The organism is uncultured Sulfuricurvum sp., from assembly GCF_937936435.1.
In the GTDB taxonomy this organism is placed as follows: Bacteria; Campylobacterota; Campylobacteria; order Campylobacterales; family Sulfurimonadaceae; genus Sulfuricurvum.
In genome coordinates this window covers 12,072-36,894 of the sequence record NZ_CALDDG010000097.1, presented here as the reverse complement: position 1 = coordinate 36,894, position 24,823 = coordinate 12,072, and the positions used below count along the sequence as shown (strand labels likewise).

21 protein-coding genes and 1 tRNA gene are annotated in these 24,823 nt (G+C 45.3%); 8 read left to right on the top strand and 14 right to left on the bottom strand.

Annotated features, from left to right (window positions below; translation table 11 throughout):
- Both Q0389_RS09550 and Q0389_RS09545 read left to right on the top strand, forming a co-directional pair.
- The coding region (locus tag Q0389_RS09550; RefSeq protein WP_298693752.1) for a hypothetical protein at positions 1-328 on the top strand (328 nt) is incomplete at its 5' end.
- 9 nt (positions 329-337) lie between these two features.
- Entirely contained in the window at positions 338-646 is a 309-nt protein-coding gene (locus Q0389_RS09545; protein ID WP_298693750.1) for a YtxH domain-containing protein, read from the top strand.
- 12 nt (positions 647-658) lie between these two features.
- Here the strand turns inward: Q0389_RS09545 and Q0389_RS09540 are convergent, their stop codons facing one another.
- Entirely contained in the window at positions 659-1,726 is a 1,068-nt protein-coding gene (locus Q0389_RS09540; RefSeq protein ID WP_298693749.1) for an AI-2E family transporter, read from the bottom strand.
- A 12-nt stretch (positions 1,727-1,738) separates the two neighbouring features.
- A complete protein-coding gene (locus tag Q0389_RS09535) occupies positions 1,739-3,526 on the bottom strand; it encodes an ABC transporter ATP-binding protein (RefSeq protein WP_298693748.1) in 1,788 nt (595 codons plus the stop codon).
- A gap of 55 nt (positions 3,527-3,581) precedes the next feature.
- Between Q0389_RS09535 and Q0389_RS09530 the strand changes: the two genes are divergently transcribed.
- From Q0389_RS09530 to fetB, 5 genes are all read left to right on the top strand, one after another.
- Positions 3,582-3,935, top strand: a complete 354-nt coding sequence (locus Q0389_RS09530; protein WP_298693747.1) for a hypothetical protein — start codon at positions 3,582-3,584, stop codon at positions 3,933-3,935.
- A gap of 71 nt (positions 3,936-4,006) precedes the next feature.
- Positions 4,007-6,277: a 5-methyltetrahydropteroyltriglutamate--homocysteine S-methyltransferase gene (gene metE / locus Q0389_RS09525; protein ID WP_298693746.1), complete on the top strand. Its 2,271-nt coding sequence runs from the start codon at positions 4,007-4,009 to the stop codon at positions 6,275-6,277.
- A 175-nt stretch (positions 6,278-6,452) separates the two neighbouring features.
- Positions 6,453-7,049, top strand: coding sequence for a peroxiredoxin (locus tag Q0389_RS09520; protein WP_298693744.1), 597 nt, complete (start codon positions 6,453-6,455; stop codon positions 7,047-7,049).
- Positions 7,050-7,185: 136 nt separating this feature from the next.
- Positions 7,186-10,314, top strand: a complete 3,129-nt coding sequence (locus tag Q0389_RS09515) for an N-6 DNA methylase (protein ID WP_298693743.1) — start codon at positions 7,186-7,188, stop codon at positions 10,312-10,314.
- A gap of 3 nt (positions 10,315-10,317) precedes the next feature.
- On the top strand, positions 10,318-11,061 hold the full coding sequence (gene fetB, locus Q0389_RS09510) for an iron export ABC transporter permease subunit FetB (protein ID WP_298693742.1): 744 nt from the start codon (positions 10,318-10,320) through the stop codon (positions 11,059-11,061).
- Here the strand turns inward: fetB and Q0389_RS09505 are convergent.
- From Q0389_RS09505 to Q0389_RS09490, 4 genes are read right to left on the bottom strand one after another with little or no spacing between them, the layout of a single operon-like run.
- Complete coding sequence (locus Q0389_RS09505; RefSeq protein WP_298693741.1) at positions 11,045-12,283, bottom strand: ATP-dependent RecD-like DNA helicase; 1,239 nt, start codon at positions 12,281-12,283, stop codon at positions 11,045-11,047. The genes fetB and Q0389_RS09505 overlap by 17 nt on opposite strands.
- The gene (locus Q0389_RS09500) at positions 12,276-13,352 is read right to left on the bottom strand and encodes a VWA-like domain-containing protein (RefSeq protein ID WP_298693740.1); all 1,077 of its coding nucleotides are present in this window, start codon (positions 13,350-13,352) and stop codon (positions 12,276-12,278) included. The genes Q0389_RS09505 and Q0389_RS09500 overlap by 8 nt, the downstream gene beginning before the upstream one ends.
- Positions 13,349-14,341, bottom strand: a complete 993-nt coding sequence (locus tag Q0389_RS09495) for a MoxR family ATPase (protein ID WP_298693739.1) — start codon at positions 14,339-14,341, stop codon at positions 13,349-13,351. Before Q0389_RS09495 ends, Q0389_RS09500 begins: the two co-directional genes overlap by 4 nt.
- Entirely contained in the window at positions 14,341-15,582 is a 1,242-nt protein-coding gene (locus tag Q0389_RS09490; RefSeq protein ID WP_298693738.1) for a hypothetical protein, read from the bottom strand. Before Q0389_RS09490 ends, Q0389_RS09495 begins: the two co-directional genes overlap by 1 nt.
- A gap of 77 nt (positions 15,583-15,659) precedes the next feature.
- Between Q0389_RS09490 and Q0389_RS09485 the strand changes: the two genes are divergently transcribed.
- Positions 15,660-15,920, top strand: coding sequence for a tetratricopeptide repeat protein (locus Q0389_RS09485; protein WP_298693737.1), 261 nt, complete (start codon positions 15,660-15,662; stop codon positions 15,918-15,920).
- A 3-nt stretch (positions 15,921-15,923) separates the two neighbouring features.
- Here Q0389_RS09485 and Q0389_RS09480 read toward each other — a convergent pair whose 3' ends face one another.
- The 8 genes from Q0389_RS09480 to Q0389_RS09445 form a co-directional block, all read right to left on the bottom strand.
- Positions 15,924-16,670, bottom strand: coding sequence for a 3'-5' exonuclease (locus tag Q0389_RS09480; protein ID WP_298693736.1), 747 nt, complete (start codon positions 16,668-16,670; stop codon positions 15,924-15,926).
- A complete protein-coding gene (locus Q0389_RS09475; RefSeq protein ID WP_298693735.1) occupies positions 16,670-17,020 on the bottom strand; it encodes a hypothetical protein in 351 nt (116 codons plus the stop codon). The genes Q0389_RS09480 and Q0389_RS09475 overlap by 1 nt, the downstream gene beginning before the upstream one ends.
- A gap of 80 nt (positions 17,021-17,100) precedes the next feature.
- On the bottom strand, positions 17,101-19,926 hold the full coding sequence (locus tag Q0389_RS09470; RefSeq protein ID WP_298693733.1) for an EAL domain-containing protein: 2,826 nt from the start codon (positions 19,924-19,926) through the stop codon (positions 17,101-17,103).
- 107 nt (positions 19,927-20,033) lie between these two features.
- Positions 20,034-20,118: transfer RNA gene (locus Q0389_RS09465), tRNA-Leu, on the bottom strand.
- A gap of 52 nt (positions 20,119-20,170) precedes the next feature.
- Positions 20,171-20,488 carry a F0F1 ATP synthase subunit C gene (locus tag Q0389_RS09460; RefSeq protein ID WP_298693732.1) on the bottom strand — a complete coding sequence of 106 codons (318 nt, stop codon included), beginning with the start codon at positions 20,486-20,488 and terminating at the stop codon, positions 20,171-20,173.
- 92 nt (positions 20,489-20,580) lie between these two features.
- Positions 20,581-22,758 (bottom strand): polyribonucleotide nucleotidyltransferase, encoded by a 2,178-nt coding sequence (locus Q0389_RS09455; RefSeq protein ID WP_298693730.1) that lies wholly within the window; start codon positions 22,756-22,758, stop codon positions 20,581-20,583.
- A complete protein-coding gene (locus Q0389_RS09450; protein WP_298693729.1) occupies positions 22,724-23,410 on the bottom strand; it encodes a phosphoribosyltransferase in 687 nt (228 codons plus the stop codon). The genes Q0389_RS09455 and Q0389_RS09450 overlap by 35 nt, the downstream gene beginning before the upstream one ends.
- 8 nt (positions 23,411-23,418) lie before the next feature.
- Complete coding sequence (locus Q0389_RS09445) at positions 23,419-24,816, bottom strand: MlaD family protein (RefSeq protein WP_298693728.1); 1,398 nt, start codon at positions 24,814-24,816, stop codon at positions 23,419-23,421.
- Between the last annotated feature and the right edge of the window lie 7 nt (positions 24,817-24,823).

Sequence of the window (24,823 nt, the reverse complement as noted above, 5' to 3'; positions counted from 1 at the left end):
CTTTATCGGAGTACAAACCTATAAAACGATGGAACGGACGAATGAGTTTATCGCCCATGTGCAAAACGAACTCAGTTTTCTCTCGACCAAAGCCGCTGTTACGCTGCACGACGTCAGCGAACTATTGACCCATCTTAAAGATGAGAGTCGTTCTCTCAGCAGTAAATCGCTTCAGGCGTTGCATGAGGTTCATGCTCTCATTTCATTCCTCCATGACGAAGCCCAGTCTTTGACCCTCAAAGCTTCCAACGGAATCGCCAAGGTCACCATCGGGACACTTGCCATCGGGGCACTCTCGCAATTTCTCAAGAAAAAACCCAAATCATAGGAGAATACTATGGAACATAACAACATGCTTAGCTTTATCGTAGGTGCCGCTATCGGAGGAGTCGCCGGCTACATGCTCTTTAAACATCAAGACGACATCGTTGAAAAACTCCAAGATCTCGAAGAGACACTTCATATCGACCACAATGCTCTGATCGATAAGGCGAAAAATCAGCTCGATTCATTGACTCAAAACGTTCAATCGACGATCCAACGCTATACCCATAGCGATGAAAAACCTTCTGCCGATGAGATCGCTTCAATTATGGAAGAGCTCGCCCGTTTGCGTGAAGAGGTCAAAGCCCTTAGCGCAACATAAATCGCACCCTCCCTAGCGGAGGCGCTTAGCCCGTGTTCTACGAATCATCCGCAGTGTTGTCAGGATAAAGGCGACGATCGCCGGACCGAAGACAAATCCCCAAAATCCGAATGTCGCTAATCCCCCTACAATCGCAAAAAAAATCACAAACTCATTCATACGATTTTTCCCGTCGCTAAGCGTTTTATTGACGAAATTCAAAATGACCAACTTAACGATGTTGTCGATGAAAAAAGCCATCATAGCCCACGAGTAGACAGTAATGACAACCGCGTTAAACAGATGCCCGTGAACATATTCGTTAATAGCGACCGGGACCCAGATCAGTGCCGTTCCCACGATTGGAATAATCGATGCGAATCCGGTCAAAAATCCCAGTACCAGAGAATTATACCCCTCGAAAAAAGCGATAAAAATCCCGAAAGCCAGCCCCTGTGCCAGCATGACGCCTCCGAAAGTATAAAAGACGACGGCCGTCGTCGTCATCATATGGGACAAAAACTCCCGTTTCATCGTTCGCGACAGCGGAATAATCGGGAGAAAAAACAATGCGATGCTGCGTCCGTACCAGTTGAGAAAAAAGAAAAAGACGACGATCATCGTCATCTCCGCCAACATCGCCATGAAGCTCTTCACACCGCTTCCGAACCATGCCGCCAGTGTGGCTAGAATCTCGTCTTTATGCACTTTGGCAATCTCCAGCAGATTATCCATCGGATCTTTGAGCCATGAAAGAAACGCCGGAAGTCTCGAAGAGAGTGTGTCGATCCCATCCCCCAGCATCCGTATCATCCCGATCGTATTTTGGGGCTGATTGAAGAGGTTGGATAAAAACACCGCGATCGGAATAAACAAGATTAACGTAAGCCCCAGTGTCACGATACCTGCGGAGACAACGTCGGAAAACGGTTCCACCGATCGAATCGTCTGCACTTTTTGTCGAACAACACGATAGACCGGAGAAATGACGATCGCCAACAGCAAGGCGGCAAAAAAACTTTTCAGAAACGGGAAAAAAAGCCAGAGGCTCAACCCGATTGCTAAAATGATCATAAACCGGACAAAACTTTTATTTTCCACGTATTCCCCTATTTAGTGCTGATGATGGACGAAGCTTTTGAAACTGCCGTCTTGAAGTTCGAGTTCTTCACGCGTCCCCTCTTCCAAAACCGCTCCGTTTTCCAATACATAGATATAATCGGCTTTCGTAATCGTGCTGAGGCGATGGGCGATGATAATCACTGTTTTGCCTTCCAAAAATGTCTCAAGCGCTTCAAAAAGGGCACTCTCCGTATGAACGTCTAATGCCGAAGTCGACTCGTCGAAAATGACCGCTTTGGGATCAGCCAAAACCATCCGTGCGATACTCAGACGCTGCCGCTGTCCTCCCGATAAACGGATTCCCAATTTTCCGACCTGTGTTTCCAGCCCCATCGGAAGGGTTGTAATAAATTCTTCCAACTGTGCGATCCGCAGCGCTTCGGCAATAGCATCGTCACCGATATCACCCCCCATCGTCAAATTAAACCGCAGTGTGTCGTTAAACATCAAAGGTTGCTGCAAGACAACAAACACCTCATCACGGATCCGGGAAAAACCGATCTCGCGTACACTCATTCCATTATAGACGATCTCACCCGAGGTCGGAGGATAAAATCCGACCAGCAGCTGCGAAAGGGTACTTTTACCGCTGCCGCTTGCTCCGATAATCGCCACTTTTTTTCCTTCGCCGATTTTTAGATTCAATCCTTTTAAAACCGGTTCGGAAGGATCGTATCCAAAAATCAGCGATCTCGTCTCGATCGAAATACCTCTATGCCCCTCGAAAGGGTCGCTCACCATCGGATAGTGCGGTTCTTTCGGAAGTAAGAGAAGCTCATTAAGGCGTGCCAGCGCATTTTTTGCATTGGCATAGCTGTATTGCAACGACAACAGTTCCTGCACCGGTGTCATCATAAACCACAGATACCCGAAAATTCCGAACATCAATCCGATGGAGAGATCGGAATAGAGTACCATAACCAATCCCAAAGCACGGAAAATTTCAAATCCGCTGAGAAACAGCGTATAGGAAAAACGTTCCCCGATCAAAGCTTGAATGCCGTATTCTCGAGCCCGTTCTTTAAGCGTATGAGCCTGATCGATGCTGCGTCGGATAAAGCGCTCTTCCTTGTTACTTGCCCGGATTTGCCCGAAAAGATCGCACATCTGCGTCAGGGTATCGGAGAGTTCGCCGATGGTACGGTTTTGCTCTTTTTTTAGTTTCCCTACCCGTCCCGATATTCGGCGGGTCGTTATCATAATTAGCGGCTGAAAGATGAGGATCAATATCCCGAAAAGAGGATTGATCCAGATCAACACCGCGCCTACGCCGATCAGTGTCGCAAGCGATACGATCAATTTTGCCAGAGCACTCCCCAAAAACAGTTCGATCGTCTCGATATCCGTTACTAGATGGGTCACCACCTTGCCGCTTCCGAGCCGTTCGTATGCGGACATCGAAACCGATTGCAGATGTTCCAGCGCCCGAGTACGAATTTTAAAACTGAGTTCCTGCGAGAGGGCGATGAAATAGCGTTGGGAAACGACACTGAGGATAAAAAAAACAAACCGCAGGGCAATCGTCACCCCTAAAACAATCCCGATATATACGAGCGGTTCTTTGGCCGAACTGAGCCAATCGATCCATTCGGTCACCCATCCCCCCTTATGGAGCAGCACCTCATCCACCAGAAGCGGAATCAGCAGCGGGATGGGGATACTGACCAGCGTCGCGACAATCGCGATTGCATTCCCCCACACCAATGCGGGTTTGTATCGCAGCATCATTGAGAACAGCGATTTAAAAGTTACGGTTGTATTGGTTGTATTCATCGTCATGCGGCAATTATAGTATAATTCGTCCTCTTATACATGCTCAGGAGATGACACGGCAATGGCCAAAGGGTTTAAAGGACGCTACTTTTCGCTTCAGGCGATCACTGCAACCGTCAATGCGGCAACGTTGCACAGCCGTTTTGTCCGTACCCGAAGCTGTCATACCTATCGTTCCTTTTCTGCCGATGACGGCATCGATGAAACTCCTCCCGACGAACTCGATCTGCTCTTAGAGGCTCTTGAGCCTTTTACTCCGAAGGTTTCCCGTTGCCAGTGTCACTGTAACTGCTTTTTCCGACGCCGAACGGCGTGCGCCCTTCATATCTCCGCACTACGCCCTAAGATCCGTTTTCTGTTTCGCTACTTTCACACCGACTCTTCACCGCCGTATTCGCATTTTTTTTCGTTTTAATCAGCACCGTTTTAGTCCTCTGTACCCTCTTATGGATGCAGAAAATCCCTTCATTACATTAAGGAATAAAAATGACACACACAACAGCAGTGCTCGGTTTTCCCCGCATCGGTGAAAAACGGGAGCTTAAGTTTGCCCTCGAAAAATTTTGGAACGGTTCCATTGGTTTTGCCGAACTGGAAGAAACTGCATCGTCTTTGCGGCTGCGCCATTGGAATTACCAGCGCGCTTCCGGCATCGGCTCGGTAGCGATCAACGACTTCAGCCTGTATGACAATATGCTCGATCTCATCGTCGCATTGGGTGCCGAGCCGGAACGTTTTTTGGATATCGCCGATCCTATCGGGCGTTATTTCGCAATGGCACGGGGAGATGCCGCTCACACTGCAATGGCGATGACCAAATGGTTCAATACCAACTACCACTATCTCGTTCCCGAACTCCATGGAGGATTCCGCTTCGGTACGATCAACCCGTCCAAAATAATTCGGGAACACCGTGATGCGATCGAATACGGCTTTCACGGCAGTATCCATCTCATCGGACCGATCACGTTTTTTGCTCTCTCCAAATGTTCAGAGGATATCCGTGCCGCATTGTTCGATCCCCTCTTGGAACAATATGCAGCGCTGATTGAAAGCCTGGAATCCATAGAGACCGAAATCGTCTTTCATGAGCCGGCTCTGAGCTGCAATGTAAGCGGAAATGATCTCTCCCTTCTTAAAATTGCGTACGAAGAGCTGTGCAAACACTACGGCCGAATCAGCGTTGCCACCTATTTCGAACACTCTTGCGAAGCGACCGCCGTATTGGTACACACTCCTATCGAAACGCTTTATCTCGATTTCGTGTACGGGCCGGAAAACATTCATTCTATCCCTCTGATCGCCCGCAGCGGCAAACGTCTCGGAGTAGGCATCATTGATGGGCGCAATATCTGGATCAACGATATGGAAGACTCTCTTCATCAACTCGAGACAATTGCCTCTCTAATCCCTAAAGAGCGTCTTGTGATCAGCACCTCGTGTTCTCTTTTGCATGTCCCTTATTCTCTGGGTAACGAAGAGCTTCTTGCCGAAGAGCTCAAACAGACCATGTCCTATGCCCGCGAGAAACTCTCTGAGCTTGAACTCCTTAAATCCCTCTTTTTCGGTTCCCAAAACGATGAAAAAGCGCTCCTCGCCTATGCCGAAAACAAACAGCGGCTGCAAGAGCGCCGAACCTCTACGATGTTCCACGATCCGCAAGTTCAATACCGCCTAAACAGTATCACTCCTACGGACTTGAAACGCTCATCCGTCTATAAGGAACGAATCGCACTTCAACACCGTCGGTTCAATCTCCCGATCCTTCCGACAACGACGATCGGCTCGTTCCCGCAAACTGCCGATATCCGAAAACTCCGACAGGAATTTAAAAAAGGGACCATCTCGATGGAAACCTATACACAAGAACTCCGCCAAGCAACTCGATCGTGTATCGAGTTCCAAGAATCGATCGGTCTGGACGTCCTTGTACACGGGGAATTCGAACGCAACGACATGGTCGAGTATTTCGGCGAACGGTTGAACGGATTCGCCTTCAGTACCCAGGGATGGGTACAAAGCTACGGCAGCCGATGCGTCAAACCTCCGATCATCTACGGTGATGTCAGCCGTCCGGAGCCGATGACACTCGAATGGAGCACCTATGCCCAAAGCCTCACCTCTAAAACCGTAAAAGGGATGCTCACCGGCCCCGTCACCATCCTCAACTGGAGCTTTGTTCGAAACGATCAGCCCCGTTCTCTCACCGCAACCCAAATCGCTCTCGCAATCCGAGACGAAGTCGACGATCTGCAAAAGGGGGGGATCAAAATGATTCAGGTCGATGAAGCGGCGTTCAAAGAGGGGTATCCTCTGCGCAATGTAAAGCGGGAGGAGTATGAACAATGGGCATTGCACAGTTTCCTTCTCAGTACAGCCGTTGCCGAAGACGATACGCAGATTCATACCCACATGTGCTACAGTGAATTCACCGATATTATCAGAACGATCGAAGCGATGGATGCCGATGTCATTTCGATCGAAACCTCGCGTAGCGGGAACCGCTTGCTCCATATTTTCAAAGAGGTGGGGTATACGCAGGAAGTAGGCCCGGGGGTCTATGACATCCACTCCCCCCGTGTACCGAGTGCGCAGGAGATGGAGGAGCAAATTCACGCTCTGCTAGAAGTCCTTCCCGCCGATCAGCTCTGGGTCAACCCCGATTGCGGTCTCAAAACACGCGGTTGGGGTGAAACCGAAGCCGCTTTACGAAATATGGTCGAGGCGACGTACGCAGTACGCACAGCACTTTCGTAACATTATACTTTTGCCTAAGCCTCTTTATGGGGTTTGGGCGGTTTTTCTGTAGATTTGTTCTAAATAATAAAAATTTTCCTTTAGGAATTGCGGTTACTTTTCCGTAACTTATTTGGATTAATCTTCGTGTGTTACAATTTCCCTACATTACAAAAAACCACACAAGGAAACTCTAATGCTCGTCACTAAAAAAGCTCCTGACTTCACTGCTACTACCGTTCTTGGAAACAACCAAATCGTTGACAACTTTAACTTGTACGAAAACCTCGGCGAAAAAGGTGCCGTATTGTTTTTCTATCCGTTGGACTTCACTTTCGTTTGTCCGTCAGAAATCATCGCGTTCGATCACCGTCTTGATGAGTTCACTGCTCGCGGAATCAACGTAATCGGCGTATCGGTTGACTCACAATTCAGCCACTTCGCATGGAAAAACACTCCGGTAAAAGAGGGTGGAATCGGTCAAGTACGTTATCCGTTGGTAGCGGATTTGAACAAACAAATCTCACGTGATTACGATGTTCTTTTCGGTGAATCAGTCGCACTTCGCGGATCATTCTTAATCGACAAAGACGGAACTATCCGCCATGCAGTTATCAATGACCTTCCACTTGGACGTAACATCGACGAAATGCTTCGTATGATCGATGCGATGTTGTTCACTAACGAGCACGGAGAAGTTTGTCCTGCGGGATGGAACAAAGGTGACACCGGTATGAAAGCAAGCACTGAAGGTGTTGCCGAATATCTTGCTGCACACGCTGAAGAGTTATAATTCCTCTTTCCCCCTTTCGGGGAAAACTCCCAAAAATCTTCTAATTTCTTTGCATCCTGACATATTTTAACCAATCAAACAGTATAATTGATATATAGCTAATTTAAAACAATTCTAATGTGAAAAAGGTTTATTGATGAGTGAAGAACTTCTCCAAAGAGGACTTGATAAAAATACACCATCATCAAAAATCGGAAAATGGGATTATTATAATATTGGTGCCACAACACTTAAAGCACTTAAAGGTGCCAATATCATCAGAAACGTAGATTACGGTGATGCAGAAAATAAAAGAGTAGATGCTTTAATCGTCAACAAAAAAAATGTTATCACTATTATAGAATTCAAACAGCCTAAAGAATTTAAAACCAAAGCGCAAAAACAAAAAGCTATTGCACAAGAGATTGAAGTTGCACGTAAATTAGGTGCGAAAATCATAATCGCCACAGATACCATCGACACCCTTTGGGTCAATGCCCTGACGGGGGAAATTATCAAAGATGAAGATGGTAACGCTATCCTGAGACAATTTAACCCATCAGATGAAACAATCGCTAAACTCATTGAAAAAATCAACTATTCACTTAATGAAAAAAACAACCAGATACTACCTATCGAACTCGTTAGCCCAACTGACTTAGCCCGTTCTATTTGGCAGGATATTTGGAGTGTAAGCGGTGCCACTCCTGAAAACTGCCTTTATACCTTTGTAGAACTATTTATTTTCAAATATCTGAGTGATTTAGGAATTTTGAAAAATCGCTATAGTTTTGACTATTTAATGAGCTTGCAGACTACCGATACAAACGATGAGATACTTCAATACTACGCAGATGAAATTAGAAAAAAAATAAAAGAACTTTTTCCATATAATCCTATCGATAACACGACTATCATAAATGGAACAATCTTTGTAAGTAAAGACCAAAAATCTGTATCAGGATATAGTACGGTTTTTATCAAAGTTCTTAAAAAATTTCAGGATTATAAAAGACTTGAACATATCGATTATGATTTCAAAAGCCAACTATTTGAGAGCTTCCTAAAAGAGAGTATTAGCAAAAAAAATTGGGGGCAATTTTTCACCCCTATGAAAGTAATTCGTGCTATTGAAAAAATAGCAAAAGATGAGATCAAAGAAGGAGCAAAAATTTGTGATCCTGCGTGTGGAGTAGGTAAATTTTTACTTGAACCTATCAAAAGTCGACTAGATAAATTCTATAGTGTAGAAGGTGATAAAGTCATCCCTAAAATTACAATTCGAGGATTTGATAAAGGCTTTGACAAAGATGAGCAAAAAACAATTATTCTAGCAAAAGCAAATATGCTGATTTATTTTAGTGAAATTATAAAAGAATACCCAAACCATACCATAGAATTCGGCAAAATATTCAATGATAGTTTCAATCTAAAAACAAATTCTATTTTAGGTACGTTAAGAGACCCTGTAATTGACGAATATGATCTCATCCTAACAAATCCTCCGTATGTTACCAGTGGAAGCAGTAACCTAAAAGAAGAGATACAAAAAGACGATGAACTCAAAAAGTATTACAAAATCAATGCTATAGGAGTCGAAGGACTTTTTATGGAGTGGATTGTAAGAGCACTAAAACCAAACGGTAAAGCCTTTATCGTCGTACCTGATGGGATTTTTAATCGGCAAAATGATAAAAACTTAAGAGAGTTCTTACGTCAAGAGTGTTTTATCGACGGAATTATTTCTCTCCCTCTCAATACGTTTTTTACTACCAATAAAAAAACCTATATTTTATGCATTACAAAGAAACATGATAAATCAGAAATCCAAACTGATCCAGTCTTTACCTATCTCGTAAGCGAGATAGGAGAAAGTCGTGACGTGTATCGGTTCAATATCGATCAAAATGATCTTGACGAAGCTACCACGCTTTATGGTTTTTTCAAAGGAAACAAATCAAATTTTGAAAGCTTCAACAAAGATCCCCGCTGTAAAATATTCCCGATAGAAAATTTTGCACCGGATACCCATTGGTCAGTTGATAGATGGTGGAGTAGAGAAGAAAAAATAGAACTTGGAATTGAAGAAGAAGATACTAGTATCAAGTTTGAAGAACTCCCCTATTTTGTAGAAGATATAGCTGAAAATATCATGAGTTTTAAAAATATTATTTTAGAACTAAACGAAAAAAAAAAATCTGATGTAGAACCTAAAAAATTTAAATTTCTTTTAATTAGTGAAATTTTTGATGTTCTTTCGATACCTTTTAAAATAAATAAAACAAGCTTACATGAACAAGAAGGATTTCCTGTTTATTCATCTCAGTTTCTTGATTTTGGCTTAGTAGGTAGCTATTCAAAAAAAATGTTTGAAGCAAATGATGAATCGCCTTTATTAACATTTGGAGACCACACTAAAGCAATTTATATAAGGAAAAATGACTTTTCTGTTTTAGATAATGTTAAAGTTTTAAAACCACGTTTTACTAATATTCTTTTAGAATATATAATTTATTTGTGGTCAGAGTTAATGCCTAATTTAGGATATGCGAGACACTGGAAAGAAGCTAAAAATATAAGTATTGCTATACCAATTCTTCCCAATGGTACTTTTGATTTAGAAACACAAAAAAATATAATCGAAAAATATAATGTTATTACTGATCTTAAAGCAAAAGCCAAAGAATATCAACACCGTATTAAAAATTTGAAAATAAAAATTGACCATAGTTTAGAATCACAAAAATTTAAAGAAATTCTTATAGGTGAAATATTCATAACAAAGAAAGGGTTATCAAAATATACTCGTAGCTATGGACAACTGCATAAAGGTGAATATCCCGTGTATTCAGGTTCAAATGTTGCACCGATCATATTTATAGATACTTATGATTATGATGGAGAATATCTTTCATGGGTTGTAGATGGATTTGCTGGCTATATGAGTGTATTAAAAGGGAAATTTTCTGCAACTGGACATAAAGGGATATTGCTACCAAAATCTACTCAAATAGATATTAATTATGTAAAATTTATACTTGAACCCATTTTACGAGAGTTAGCAAAAGGGCGCAAAGGTGATAATGGAAGTAATGAATATACAAATGTTGCGCCAACAGTAGTTGAAAATGTAACTATTCCAATTCCTATTCTTTCGGATGGTAGTTTTGATCTTGAAATACAACAAGAAATAGCGCAAAAGTATCAAAAAATAGATGAAATCAAGGCAACTCTACAAAATGAATTTGCAAAGATACAAAAAGTTTCCATCGATATTTCGATGTAAGTTATGCAATACTCTTTTTTAGCCTCCTACCTTCTCATCGTCTTTGCACTGTGGTATTCGCGCCGCGAACAGTTCGGTCTGGAAAAAACGATTCTGACCAACTCGATTTTGGCGATGGTGCAGCTGGGGGTGTTGGGATATGCACTTGTGTATCTGTTCAAAATGGAGCATCCTGCACTCTTATTTTTCGTTTTGTTGGGAATGGTAACGTTCGGAGCCTATACGGCGCGTAAACGGACACCGTTGGGGGAGCAGAGTTTTAAAATCGCATTTTATTCGATAGGGGCGTCTTCGGCCATCGTCTTTTTATCAATGATGGCGTTTGGGGTGATTCACATGGTCCCGCATGAGATGATCCCTATCGGAGGAATGATTATCGGCAATGCCCTCAATGTCTACACCCAAAGTACCGAACGGTTTCGTGCCGAGGTGAAAAATACGATCGAGATAATCGAGGGGATGGTGGCACTGGGGGCTCCACTTAAAGAGGCTCTTGCCTTTGCCTCTAAAGCCTCCGTCAAAGCCTCTATGATTCCGACACTCAATATGCTCCAAACGGTGGGGATCATCCATATCCCCGGCATCACGACGGGGATGCTTCTCGCCGGAGCCGATCCGCTGAGCGCGATCTCGTATCAGCTTGCCGTCATGTACATGATGGTCGCCGTTGCGCTCCTCTCAGCCGTATTTAGCACCCTCTTTTCCTATCGGGTGATTATCGGAGCGGCGTTTACACCCTCTCGCTAAAATATTTTGCCTTAGGGTGGACGAAACAGAGCTTTTCCCACCCGCGATTCGGGCGGATCAGTGTCACGCGATGTGCAGACACGGAACGAGAGAGTGCCACATAAAACTGCGAGGGGGCAAATATCTCGTTGGTCTCGATAACGTAATCGGCCAAGCTCATCCCCTGTGATTTGTGGATCGTGATCGCAAACGCTAACGTGATCGGAAATTGGCTGAGGGAGATCAGTTTCTCTTCGCTTGCCGTGTTTCCTTTTTCTACCCAGCGCGTTTTAGTGGTATCGACACGCTCCACTTTCACACTGACTCCGTCCGCTTTTTTCACCCAGATCACCTCTTCTTCGATGGAGGTAATCATCCCTCTCTCGCCGTTGTAGTAATTCCACGCGTTGCGGGTAAAGAGGATCGGAGCTCCGACTTTAAGTGCCAAAACAGGCTCGATACGGCTCTCGATCATAAACCGCTCGACATCGCGTTCCTGCATCTTTTTATCATGAATCGTCACGTAGGTAGAGAGTTCGATAATCTCGCCGTGCAGATGCTCCAACTGGGAGCGGTTATGGTTCTGAGCGCTGATATTTTTGCCGAACAGCAAAGTGACCGAACTCATATCCTCACTCAGCGGCTTGACCAATTCATCCAGCGCATTCATCGCCGCTTTATCGATACTGGCATGACGTACCTGCTCCAAAAGACTCAAGAACTTCGCTTCATGGGTTCGGTAGGAGCCTTCCAAACGGATCGTCTCAAAACCAAACCGCTCCCAGCTCGGAGATTCAAAGGCAAAATAGATCGGCTCACTTCCCCGTGTAACGGGAGGAAGCTGCAAAAAATCCCCTACGACGATAAGCCGTCCGCTAAACTCCGCCTGTAATAATCGTAATCGGATCATATCGAGCAGCGGCGCCCCGACCATCGAAATCTCATCGATGACGATTATCTGCATGGAACGGATCAGTTTGGTGATCTTTTTGGAGGGTTCCAGTTTTCCGTTACGCTCCAGTTCTTCTTGGGAATTGGCGATCCCCAGATCAAAAAAGCTGTGAAGTGTCTGCCCTCCGATCAATGTCGCCGCCATCCCCGTCGAGGCGAGACGGGCTACCGACTTTCCCTTTTGTGCCGCATCGTCGATCAGCGCACGGGTGAGGGTCGTTTTACCCGAACCGGCTCCCCCGGTAATGAAAAGATTGGAAGTTTCCAAAATCTTTATCGCGTTTTCAACCATTTTCATCCTTTAATACAATCACCCGGCCAAACGGCACATCTGCGAGTTGCGGTGCGATCCAAAGCACCTCATAGGGCGGTTCATACGGAGGGAATTTACCGTCCAGATCGGTAAAATACAAAAGAACTTTCGGACGCTGCATCCACGATTCAATCAGTTCGAATACCGGAATAAAATCGGTTCCCCCTCCTCCGTTCAATGTATATTCGATACTCTCCCCGTTTTCAAACCGCGTATGGCTTCGGATCCGATCATCACATACCACCAGATCGATAGTGTACGAGCCGAATGTCTCCATAATCGATTCGACCTCAGCGATAAAGGTTGAGAGCAATCCCTCATCCACCGATCCCGAACTGTCAATTGCAATAGCCAAATCCAGATGGCGTGACGATGATCCCGGCAGATATATCCCCTCATAAAGAAGTTTTTTTGAGGGGGGGATAAGGGTGTAATCACTGATGTAGTGCCCGCCGATACAATCGCGCAATTCGTTTCTCCAGTCGATTCGGCTTTTTGAGAGTAACCCGAACTGCCGTGCAAATGCCTCGGAGAGTGGATCGTCTTTTTCCATCGCTTCGTGTGTGCGACGTTCACGCTGAGCACGGGAAAGCTTCTCATCCGCACTTTCACCGTCTCGGCGATCATCACTGTCTCGATCATTTTGTTCCTGATCTAAAAACTCCAGTGCGAGCTCAGCATAGATCTCTTCCGTACTGAGCGTTCCGAACCGTTTGTCATAGGTGATTTGTGGAGGGGCGGTAAAACCGTTATCGATCAGGAGTGCATTGATCGCATAGTCGCATGCCATTGCCCACAGCCACGGGCTCCGATTTCCGCGGCGCAGCGTATGGGATAGCGCTTCATGCAGCGCACCGTTGCACAAAACAAACAAACGCTCATCATTACTTAGAGATTCGATGTAGGCTTCACGGTACTCAATCGTGTTCTCGCGTGTCGCGAAACTCTCGATATTATCGTTTTGCACCGTCTCCATTCCCGATGCAATCGTCCCGAAAAATGGGTATTCGAGGAGAAGTTTGGCTTTAAGGGGAGAAAAATCGATCATAACAGATAGGCGTACGCTTCCACCCATTCGCCGAACGCATCGAGATGTTCCATCGAAACTCCTTGACGCTGAAGATCCTGAACGATCATCACCGCAAATTCGTTTTTGAGTTTCAGAGTGTAGCGCAAAAGATGTGAGACTGCTTCATCCGAGGGTGTGCTCAGCACACGCGTTACTAAGGCCGATGAGAGTGCATAGAGTGTAGAAAGATCCGTCGGTGCTTCACTCTCCTCTCCGCGTAGAATCGCATCAACATCGGGGAGCTTATCCATCACCTGACAAAAACCTAAAAAATCGACGGCAGCAGCTTCACCCACCGCCCCGCTGATTGCTTCCAGCCAAAGCGTTTTGGATAGCGAGCTGTTTACTATCGTATGAACCGCTTCCCAACTGCGGGGGGTTGCAAAGCTTCGCTCATTTTTGAGCGGGTCAAATCCGAACAGTGCACTGTTTTTAAATCCGATGTAGGCGACAACCCGCTCATCGATCCTTCGGCTAAGTGCCCAATCGCGCCAATCGGTAGCGTTTACTTCCATCTCGATATGGACAAATCGGTTTGCCAAAGGAGAAGGAAGACGGTACACGACCCCGCGATCTCCCTCGCGGTTACCCGCCGCAACAATCGCCCAGCCATCGGGCAGGGTATATTCTCCCACCTTGCGATCCAAAATCAGCTGGTATGCCGAAGCCTGTACGGCAGGGGCGGCGGAGTTGAGCTCATCGAGGAAAAGAATTCCTCTCCCCTCACGCGGTAAAAATGACGGCGGCGCCCACAATGCGCTGTGAGTATCTCTCTCATAAAACGGTATCCCTTTAAGGTCGGTCGGGTCCATCAGCGACAGACGCAGATCGATACACTCGATGCCGTTTTCGCGGGCTATTTGTTTTATGATGGACGATTTTCCGATACCGGGTGCTCCCCACAGAAAAGTCGGTATTTTCGATTCTATGAGCGAGCGCATCGTCTCTATGGTATCTTTGGTTCGCATCAGCTCCATCCTATGTTGTGAGTTTGTATATGTTTTCCGAAAGCCGGATTGGTTTTAACGCTCCGCTCAAACCGCTGATCCAGTGAGAGCTGATACAACACATCTATCGGTGTAGAGGGGTTGGCAGCAAGTGCCGCTAAAATGGAAGGATCGTTACTTTGGGACAATTCTACTAAAATCTTATCCGATAATGACGGATTCGCTGCCAATGCCGCCGAAAAACGGCCTAATGAATGGAGATACGTACAACGCGCTGGACTCAAAGCACTGTTGGATGCCAATGCATTCATCACTTCATCATGTTCACTCCGGATCAGTATCTCTTGCATCCGTTCGGTAAGTGTGGGATTCGATGCCAGTTGGAGAAGATATACAGCGGTAAACCGTTCAAACCACGTTTCATCCAAAACAATGTGTTTGGCCAAAAGCTCACCTGCCGTATCGGCCAATAATTCTACTCCCCGATGAGAGAGCGATTCATTCTGCGCCAAAATCGGGTGAAGTTTTTCGACTTTCAACAGCTCCTCTTCAAGCGAGAGGGGAACCCGATGGGCTAAGAGTTCGGAACGTTCTGTAAGCAGCTGCCGAAGCAATGATTCGGGAGTATCAGGATGCAGTGCAATCGCATCCAACACCCCGTTATACGATCGATCGATAGGATTCTTGATTTCACGTGCAATCGGGGCAAGCTCGGCAATTGCTTCTATCAACTCTGCATTTCCATAACGCTCAATCAGATGCGCCAAGCCGCTCATTGCATACTGAACATTGTGATTCCGATCTAAATTTTCGTAAAACCGTCCGATGATCGAAGCAGTCACGTCGCGGTTGGCGTCGTTATCAAATAACCCCTCATTCCGCCAATCATAAAGCTTCAAAAGTTTGAAAAACAGCTCATCTGTAATATAGGGATTTTGTAAAAAATCGACAAGCCGTTCCTGATTACGAGAAAGTTTGAGGCTCATCAATAATCGGTTAGGTTCAATGGATCGGCATAGCCACTCTTCTACGCCGGAGAGTTCGACGATAGGGCAATTTTGCATTTCGTACAGACGCGCCGATTCTTCCTGCTCATACGGATTCATCATCCGCCCTTCGATAATCAGGGCGACTTCGTCGTTATAACTGCTAACACGCTCTATTTTATGGAGTTTCAGTAGAGTATCAAACTCCTCCGTATTCAAAGCACGGGTTTTCCCCAATAGCAAGACCGATCGTCCCGAAAATTGCTCATAGTTCATCCGCGCATTATAATCTATCAGCCTAAAAAAATCACACAAAGGTATAATGGTACGAATTATTTAAAGGATTTTTTACGATGCAGGAACTTTATGACGGGATTGCGGCGTACGATGCCGGAGATTATGCCAAAGCCTATGAAATTCTCTATCCTCTCGCCGCGTATAAGCGCAACGCTGAAGCGCAGTTTCATATGGGAATGATCTATTTCTACGGCGAAGGGGTCGAAAAAGATATCGATCAAGCTATGGAGTGGTGGAAAAAAGCGATGCGCAACGGCCATACCGATGCGGCTTACCGTCTCAGTGAAATCGCGACTTCGACCAAAACGACATTTTAAATATCAGACGGATTCCAAAACCCGTCCGATACTGTAACGCATATCTTCGTCTAGACTTTCCATATTCCCGAGCATCCAGGAAAGATACCCTTTATCGTTTTGAGCGATCTCGGTGAGCGTTTTCCCTTTGTACTTTCCAAATTTGAGCGGACGGGTATTAAATACCGGAGTTTGCGTCAACTCGACCAGCTTATCGATAGGATTGACCGCACCGAAGCGCTCTTCAAGACGTTTTCGCAACTCGCTCAAAAAGAGTTTCAGCACTAAAACGTCTCCGATCGCATCGTGCGCTTTTACTTCTATCCCCAACGCATCCGCCTCTTTTTGTTCGATTTTATACAAACCCAAACGGTATCGAAAATATTGCAACCGGTGCGCTTCTTCATCTTCAAAAAGGTGCTTGGCACATCGAAGCGTATCGATCAGGCGCATTTTGGACGTAAAATTTTCTTTGGAAAGCATGCCCAGATCAAAAGGGGCATTGTGAATAATCAATACGTTGTCGGGCGTATTAATTTCGCACAATTTTTTAAATGCATCGGTTTCACTGCACGGAGGCCTTCCTTCGATCATATCGGGAGTAATACCGTGCACTTCCATCGCTCCGTATGCGATGGGGACGTCGCTGGAACACATATCGTTGTAAACATCCACTTTTTTTCCGTCTAAAACCATATATCCCAGCTGAATGATACGGTCATTCTCGCCGGCACCCGTCGTCTCCGTATCGAGTAAAACGAAAAGCGCCATTAATACTGATCGTCTTCGTCGTCGAGGTCAAATTCATCATAATCGTCTTCGTCTTCATCCTCGTCTTCGTCATACATCAAATCATCGTCTTCATCGCCCTCTTCACGCATGGAGGTCAATTCGGTATAGAGTTGTTCGGCCTCTTCTTCGTCGATATCTCCGCTTTGAAGCTCTTTGAGAAGTTCTTTGTACTCATCTCTTAACGCTTGCATGTCTTCGAGCTGCGCGCGTTCTTGCGGAGTCGCATCTTTAGCTGAAGCGATCCCTTCGAAGATATCGTCGATATGTTCTTCGACGTCCGGGATCAACTCGTTTTGAATAAGGTGTTTTAATTGTGCAATATAGGCCATCGGTTATCCTTAATGATTTAATATCCTCATTGTAGCAAAACAATTTCTTCTAACGCTAGAGAAAATGATGATTTTCCCTCTTAGCGGAGCGTTTTGTAATCGCGCAGATATGTTTCAAAACCTTTTTCATCCAGAGGTCTGGCATAAAGATATCCTTGCCCTTGCTGGCATCCGTGTTGCTGTAAAAAAAGATTTTGATCCTCTTCCTCTATCCCTTCCGCAATCGTCTTAAGCCCGAGAGCATCGGCCATTGCGATAATCGCTTTAACGATCGCGCTGTCTTGTTCATCATTCGGAATGCCTCGGACAAACGATTGATCGATTTTCAGTTTGTCAATCGGGAATGTTTTGAGATAACTGAGACTTGAATATCCGGTGCCGAAATCATCGATAGCCACTTCGACTCCTAATGCTTTGAGGGCAATTAATTTTTCTCCCAATGCCTTAGGATTGCTCATCAAAACGCTCTCCGTAATCTCCAATTCGACATACTTCACATCCAGTCCGCTCTCACCGATGATTCGGTTGATTGTTTCAACGACATCGGGACGTTCAAACTGTTTCCCCGACACGTTGATCGATATTCTTCCTTCAAAAAGCCCCTCATCAATCAGTCGTTTTATGCAACGGCACGATTGCAACAGTACCTCTTCACCGATAGGGATAATCAGCTGATTCGTTTCCGCCAACGGAATAAACATATCCGGACGGATGATACCCAGACTCGGATGCTTCCATCGCACCAACGCTTCCGCCCCGATTATGGCACCCGTATGAAGATCAACTTGAGGTTGATAATAGACGACAAACTCCTTCTCATCAACCGCACGGCGCAATTCCCGCTCCATCAATACCCGTTCAAACAGCTGGACACTCATCTCTTGTGTAAAATAGCAATAGTTGTTATGCCCGGTCTCTTTCGCTTGGCGCAATGCGATATCGGCATTTTTCAGCAATGTCTCCCCATCATCGCCGTCATCGGGGTATATGGCGATTCCGATACTTCCCGTGAGTTGAAAATCGCTTTGCGACGTCTCGACTTTCTCTCCGAACACACGCATAATCTCTTTTAGAATCCGCTCACACTCGGTAATATCTTCCAGAGCTTCAAGCACAACGATAAATTCATCTCCTCCGACACGTCCGATCGTATCTTCCTGACGAATGATCCCCTCCAGCCTCATAGCGATACGGGCGATTACCAAATCTCCCGTTTCATATCCGAACGATTCGTTAATGTCTTTGAAATGGTCGATATCGATATACAAAACACCCAATTTTTTATGCTCTCTGCGCGAACGCTCAATCGAATGCTCCAACCGTGCAGAGAGTAATAAACGGTTCGGAAGTTTAGTCAATTTGTCATAATGGGCCATCCAATGGATCTCCCGTTCCGATTCCCGAATCTTTGTAATGTCCTCTCCCGAAGAGAATGTACCGATAATTTTTCCTTCCGTATTTTTCAATATCGCGTTATGCCACGCGATGATCCGTTTCTCTCCGCTTTTGGTTCTGACTTGATTTTCCAAATATTCGACAACAGACTCTTCACCCGACAAAACGGCGTTAAAAAGTGCTTTGGTTTCCGCCACCTGTTCTTTGTCTACAAAATGGTCAAACCAATTTTTTCCGAGAGCCTCTTCTTTGCTCACTCCCAGCAAAGCACACCCTTTCGGATTGATCAAAGTAATATTTCCTTCCGTGTCTAAGGCAAGCATAACCACCGATGCGACTTCAAGATACAAACGGCTCTTTTCCTGTTCGAGTTCAATCGTATGTTCCAAACTTTTCCGTAATTCTTCCCCTAAACGGATCAATTCGCTTACATCATTCAAAAACAGTTTGAGAATATTTTGACCGTTGACTTCTGCTTCTAAAAGTGTCGCTTCATAGACTTTCCCGTCAAAATCGATCCGTTCGCGTTCTACGCCACCGTGACGGCGGAGCGTCTGCATGAGTTTTTCCCAAACTGAATCTCCCAGCATTTTGGACATTGAATCATCTATCTTAACACCGAAAGTCAGCATCGCTTCGGCATTCAGCCATTTGATAATCTGGTCGTCTCCCAGATCGATAATCTCGCAAAAGGCCAGTCCTAATAAATTATAGGTCGCTTTGGCGTCACGCAGTTTGGCTTCAAGCTTTACTTCCAATGCCGTATTATAGTTGCGCAGTAAATCTTTTTCACTCAGTACATAGAGATTTTTTTCTCCGTTTCGGACCAACAAATGGTGAAAATTTCCAAACTTCATACGCTCGATAATCGTATGAATTTTTTCATTTAATTCGGCGGTTACGATTGGCGAATGCATATAATCGGCTATGTGGTTCTCAAGCGATACTTTTTGATGTGCCAGCATTAAAATATCTTTTTCCGTCACAATGCCGATCGGATTGTCGTCTCGCATAACAATCATGACGTCACGATAGGCCGATTGCATCTGCTCAATCGCCCCTTTTACCGTTGTATCGTAAGGAACTTTGAGCGCCGTATTGCGTTTGTTGAGACAGCCCATCACCTCATGATCCACTCTTCCCTGCGATTCATAATAACGTAAAACGTCGCTTTGAGTTAATGTACCGACATAGTCTCCCGATCCGTTAATGAGGACGATTCTGCGGATTTCATAATCGATCATCATTTCAACTGCCATATCCAAAGGACGATCGTCATGGATTGAGATAATCGGATAGCTTGCATAATCGATCGCCTTTTGCGTATCGGCGATACCATTATGGTAAAGGTTTATGATCTCTTTTAGTGTTAATATTGCGATAGGAGTAGCATTTTCGATAAGTACGGTATGACTTGAACCGGATTCTTCCATCCGTTCTATCGCCGTTCGGAGTGTGGCAGTGAGGTCTAAAAAATCATTTGTTATTCTAATGAGTTCATGCAGTGCCATCACAATACCTCTTTATGGATTAGGGCGATTATACAGCAATTCAATCAAGATTGACAATGAAAATAAATTACGGAGAAAATAGTCTTGAAGTAAAACATTTAGAAAGATGGTGCGATCGGCGAGATTTGAACTCGCACACCTACTGGCACTACCCCCTCAAGATAGCGTGTCTACCAATTCCACCACGATCGCAAAAAAAAAGAAGAAAATGTGTCAGCCGAAGCTGACAGAGGGAAACTCGAACTTACGCAGCCAAATATGGGTTAGCGTAAAGAGCGATCAAAGCGATAACAAGCGTATAGATAACTTGAGCTTCGATCATCGCAAGAGCGATGAACATAGTTGTCATCAATTTACCGCCAAGACCTGGGTTACGTGCAGTACCGGCGATAGTTGCAGCAGCAGTGCTACCCATACCGATTGCTCCACCAAGTGCAGCCAAACCAAGACCGACACCAGCAGCGATCATTGAGTACGCTTTAAGCGTTTGGTTTGCTACATCACCGTCTGCACCGAATGCAGCAGCAGCAAGAGCAACCATAAGAAAAAGAACTTTTTTCATTTTATTCTCCTGTTTAATATCAAAGTCCGTTCGGATATGTGTCCCTACTTATCACTTTGTGGCTGGAATTATAGTGGGGCAGAGCTAAAAAATTACTTAGCTCTGCCTAAACCGATTTTGTTCCCTTTGAATTCGACGATCTCGACCATCAGTTCGTCCCCTTCTTTTAGGACATCGCTCACTTTACTGATATGGGAATCGGAAAGTTTCGAAATATGGATCAGTCCGTCCACTCCGCCGGGCAATTCGATAAATGCACCGAAGTCAACGATTTTTTTCACTTTTCCTTTGACGACGTCTCCCACTTTGTACTCGACTTTTTCAACCGGAGTGGAACCGCTGATGATCCCTTCGATATGATCGCGTGCTCCACGCAATCCTTCACGGTTTTTCCCGGTCAGTTTTACGGAACCTTTTTTCTTGTCGATATCGATCGTAACATCAAAACGTTCGATGATTTCCCGAATCGTTTTCCCCGCTTGACCGATAATGTCACCGATGAAACTCGGATCGATGTGGAAAAGATCGGTGCTCGGCAACGTCCCTTCATTCAACTCGATATTCTCTTCACTGTTCATCATAATATCGATGATATGGGCACGTGCTTCTTTGGCCTGATACAGCGCCTCTTTAAGTACGTCTAAATGGATACCGCCAAGTTTGATATCCATTTGCATCGCCGTAATCCCCTCTTTGGAACCCGCTACTTTGAAATCCAGATCGCCGTCATGATCTTCCAATCCCATGATATCGGTCAAGATCGCATGCCGTTCTCCCTCAGAAACCATCCCCATCGCTACGCCTGCGATCGGATCGGCCATTTCAATATCCCCGGCACGTAAAGCCATATACCCGCCGCATACGGTAGCCATCGATGAGGAACCGTTCGATTCGAGAATTTCTGAAACCAATCGAATCGTTTGCCCGTTACGGACACAGGCACCTTCTAACGCCCGCTTTGCCAAATTTCCGTGTCCGAGTTCACGACGGCGCGGTGCTCCTATCGGAGAAGGTTCGCCGACACTGAACCCCGGAAAGTTATAATGGACCATAAATGCCTCGTTTTGCGTTCCTCTGTCGGTGAGGTTTTCGAACATTTGAGCATCCTTGGCTCCCCCGAGTGTCAAAACGACGAGTGCCTGAGTCTGTCCGCGCGTAAACAATGCCGAGGCATGGGCACTTGGCAGAACGTTCGTCTCGATATGGATTGGACGAACTTCTCTCAACCCGCGACCGTCCGCACGAACTTTTTCATCTAGAATCTGGGTACGTACCATAGAGCGTTTGACCGCTTCGATCGCTTTTTTAAGCTCGTGCTCGTCCCATTCCGGTTTCTCTTTCATAATATTTTTACGAATTGTCCGCAATGCGGTGGAGCGCTCTGTTTTTGCCATTTGGTTGATACCGCGTTTCAAATCATCGGTATGGTTGGCACGGACATATTCGATCATGTCGACATCAGTCTCGCTGATCTTGCATTGCAAATCGAACGGGGCAGATGCAAACGGTTTAAAAGAGCTTTCATATGCACTGTTGGCTTTTGCCAATTCTACTTGTGCCAAGGCCAAAACTTCGATCAGTTCATCTTCGTTCATCGCATTGGAAAGTCGAACGGGAATCGAGGATGTCCCCATCCCCGGATCGATGAGAGGGTCAACCATTCCGATATCGACTATCTCCATTTCATCGCTGCCGAGTGTTTGCATTTCGATCATCAGCATATCTTCTTTACTACCTGCCAAATACAGATCAAGGGTACTTTTTTCTAATTGGCTAAGCGAAGGGTTGACAACAATCTCACCGTCGATTTTTCCGATCCGAACCGCACTCACCGAGTTAAAAATATCGATATCGGAAACATAAAGAGCTGCCGAAGCGGCATTCAATGCCAGCACTTGTAAATCCGCTTCATCATCAACGCTTAAAACCATAATGGTGATTTGAACCGGATTCGCAAATCCCTTCGGGAAAAGAGGACGGAGCGAACGGTCTACGATTCGTGATGTCAGGGTTTCAAAATCGCTCGGTTTGGTTTCGCGTTTAATGAATCCTCCCGGAAACTTCCCGGCTGCATAGCTTTTTTCGATATACTGAACGGTAAGAGGCAAAAAATCTTCATCTACAAAATCGGTCTCATCAATAACGACCGTCGCTAAAATAACGGTATCTCCACATTTGAGCCATGCGGCTCCGTTCGCCTGTGCGGCAACTTGGCCGAAAGCATACGATTCTTGTTTATTCTTTAACTGCAGTTCGATGTTGTATTTCATCTCTTTTCTCCAAAATAGTCTCTATCGTTTCTTCATCTACCGGATCGAATGTCTGGTAGTAATATCCCGTATCAATATAATCATCCAGTTCCTGAAGGCAAAAGATGCCGTCCACCATCGGATCCAATGCTTCAACAACTGTTGTCGGCATAATCGGAGCGGCCACATAAACGGCCTTCGCTTTTTGAGCGAACGCTGTTTTAATAGCGCACATCAGCTTCAGCCCTGTTTCGCTTCCCTCATCGATGAGCAGGATATTCTTCCCTTTCATCGATTTAAAGTTTTCCCCCTTACGGTATTGGTAAATGGCACTGAGAATTTTCTCTTCATGCTTTCGATTGGCTTCGCCGTAAATATAATCGACTTGAATATCAAAAGCATCTACCAGCGCCTGATGGATGACGATTTCTTCCGTTTCGCTGACCCTAGCCAGTTCGCATTCACTGTTTTGCGGTGCGGTAATCCCGGCAGAAAAGATAAAATCGATCGGAAGTTTTAAACGGGTATTGAGATAGGATGCAATGACAAGCCCTCCTGACGAGACGGCGATCAAATTCCATGCCTCGCTCTTCATCCGATCCAAAGGAAGAAGCTCTCTGAGTTGCTGTGCCGCATCCGAACGGTCTTTAAATAAATAACGTTGCGGTCTCATTACTCTGTCTATCGTTTCATCGTCGAAGCGCCGCCGATAACGTATTTCAAGTCATTATCGATAAAACGGATCCCTAGTCCGAGATACGCATTCTGTGTCGCAGGGTTCAAGAAGTCATCCCATCCGCCGTACAATTCGAGATGTTTCAGCATTTGGTATCGTACCTGTGCTTTCAAGTGAGCGTGTGTCGCGCGGACGTCGTTAACCGAATTGAAATCAAATGCTTCGGCAGAGAACTTCAATCGATCATGATTCATAAAGTAATCGACCCCGATCCCCCCCGTCGATTCGATCGCCCCGAAGCGGAACAATGTATTATCGAAACGTTTCCCGTATTGCAATGAATACAGGGTATCACTTTTTTCGTGTTTTTGCGGAAGCTGCGCTTTGGAGTAATCATCTTTGCTGATCAAGTCAAACATATAATAGGTTTCAGGATTCGGTAGATAGTTGACTCCCAAATAAATTTTGCTGTATTGATCACGCATCATGTAATCCGAATGCATCGCTACTTGCAGTTCGCTGGTCGTAAAGGTTCCCAACATAGCATCCACTTTGCCGAAAGCCTCTTCTCCGCTTTTGAAAAACGAACCTGCCGATTCCAACGCCGTCTTCAGCGATGAACGGTTTTCCGCCAAAATATCGGTAACGTTGTCTTCGATATTGGCAAACTTGTCAACCGCTTGCGGAAGCTTATGCTCCAGGGCACCGCTGATATTATCCATACGGGTACTCAGAGAATTGATACGCGCCATGATTTCAGGCAAATCTTTATTTACCGTATCAGCCGTGGTGGCAAATCCAGCACTCATAGCTCTGAAATTGGCAATTGCGGCGTGAAGATCGTCGCGGTTATCAACGATGACTCCGTTTAGGTTACTGCCGACATTGCGGAATGCGATGATGGCATCTTGAATCGCTTTGCGATGTTCTTCATCCAATGTTCCTCTCAGATCGTGCAGCAGCATCTCTAACTCTTTAGCCGCGGCATTGACCGAATCGCTGGTTTGATCAAAAGATGCATAACGTTTTGATTGGGACAAGACTCCTCCGGCCTTCACCAATGAAACAGAGTCTCCGACAACGATGTTAAGTACCTTGGTTCCCAATAACGATTCCTGTGCTACGATCACCGAAGAGTCATCCGGAATTTTTACCTCTTGATCGATCAAGAGACTCAGCCGAACCCTTTTGCCTTCAATGCTAATAGCATCGACATCACCGATCGTCACACCGTTCATTAATACATGGGTGTGCTTTTCAATACCGGAAGCATCGTCGACATAAGCTTGAATCGTATATCCTTCTCGTCCCCATTTACCCAAAGAGGTTACCTGTGTCGACAAAAACAGTAAGGCACCTAACGCCATCACGACAAAAAGACCTATTTTTGCTTCCAGTTTCATACCTATC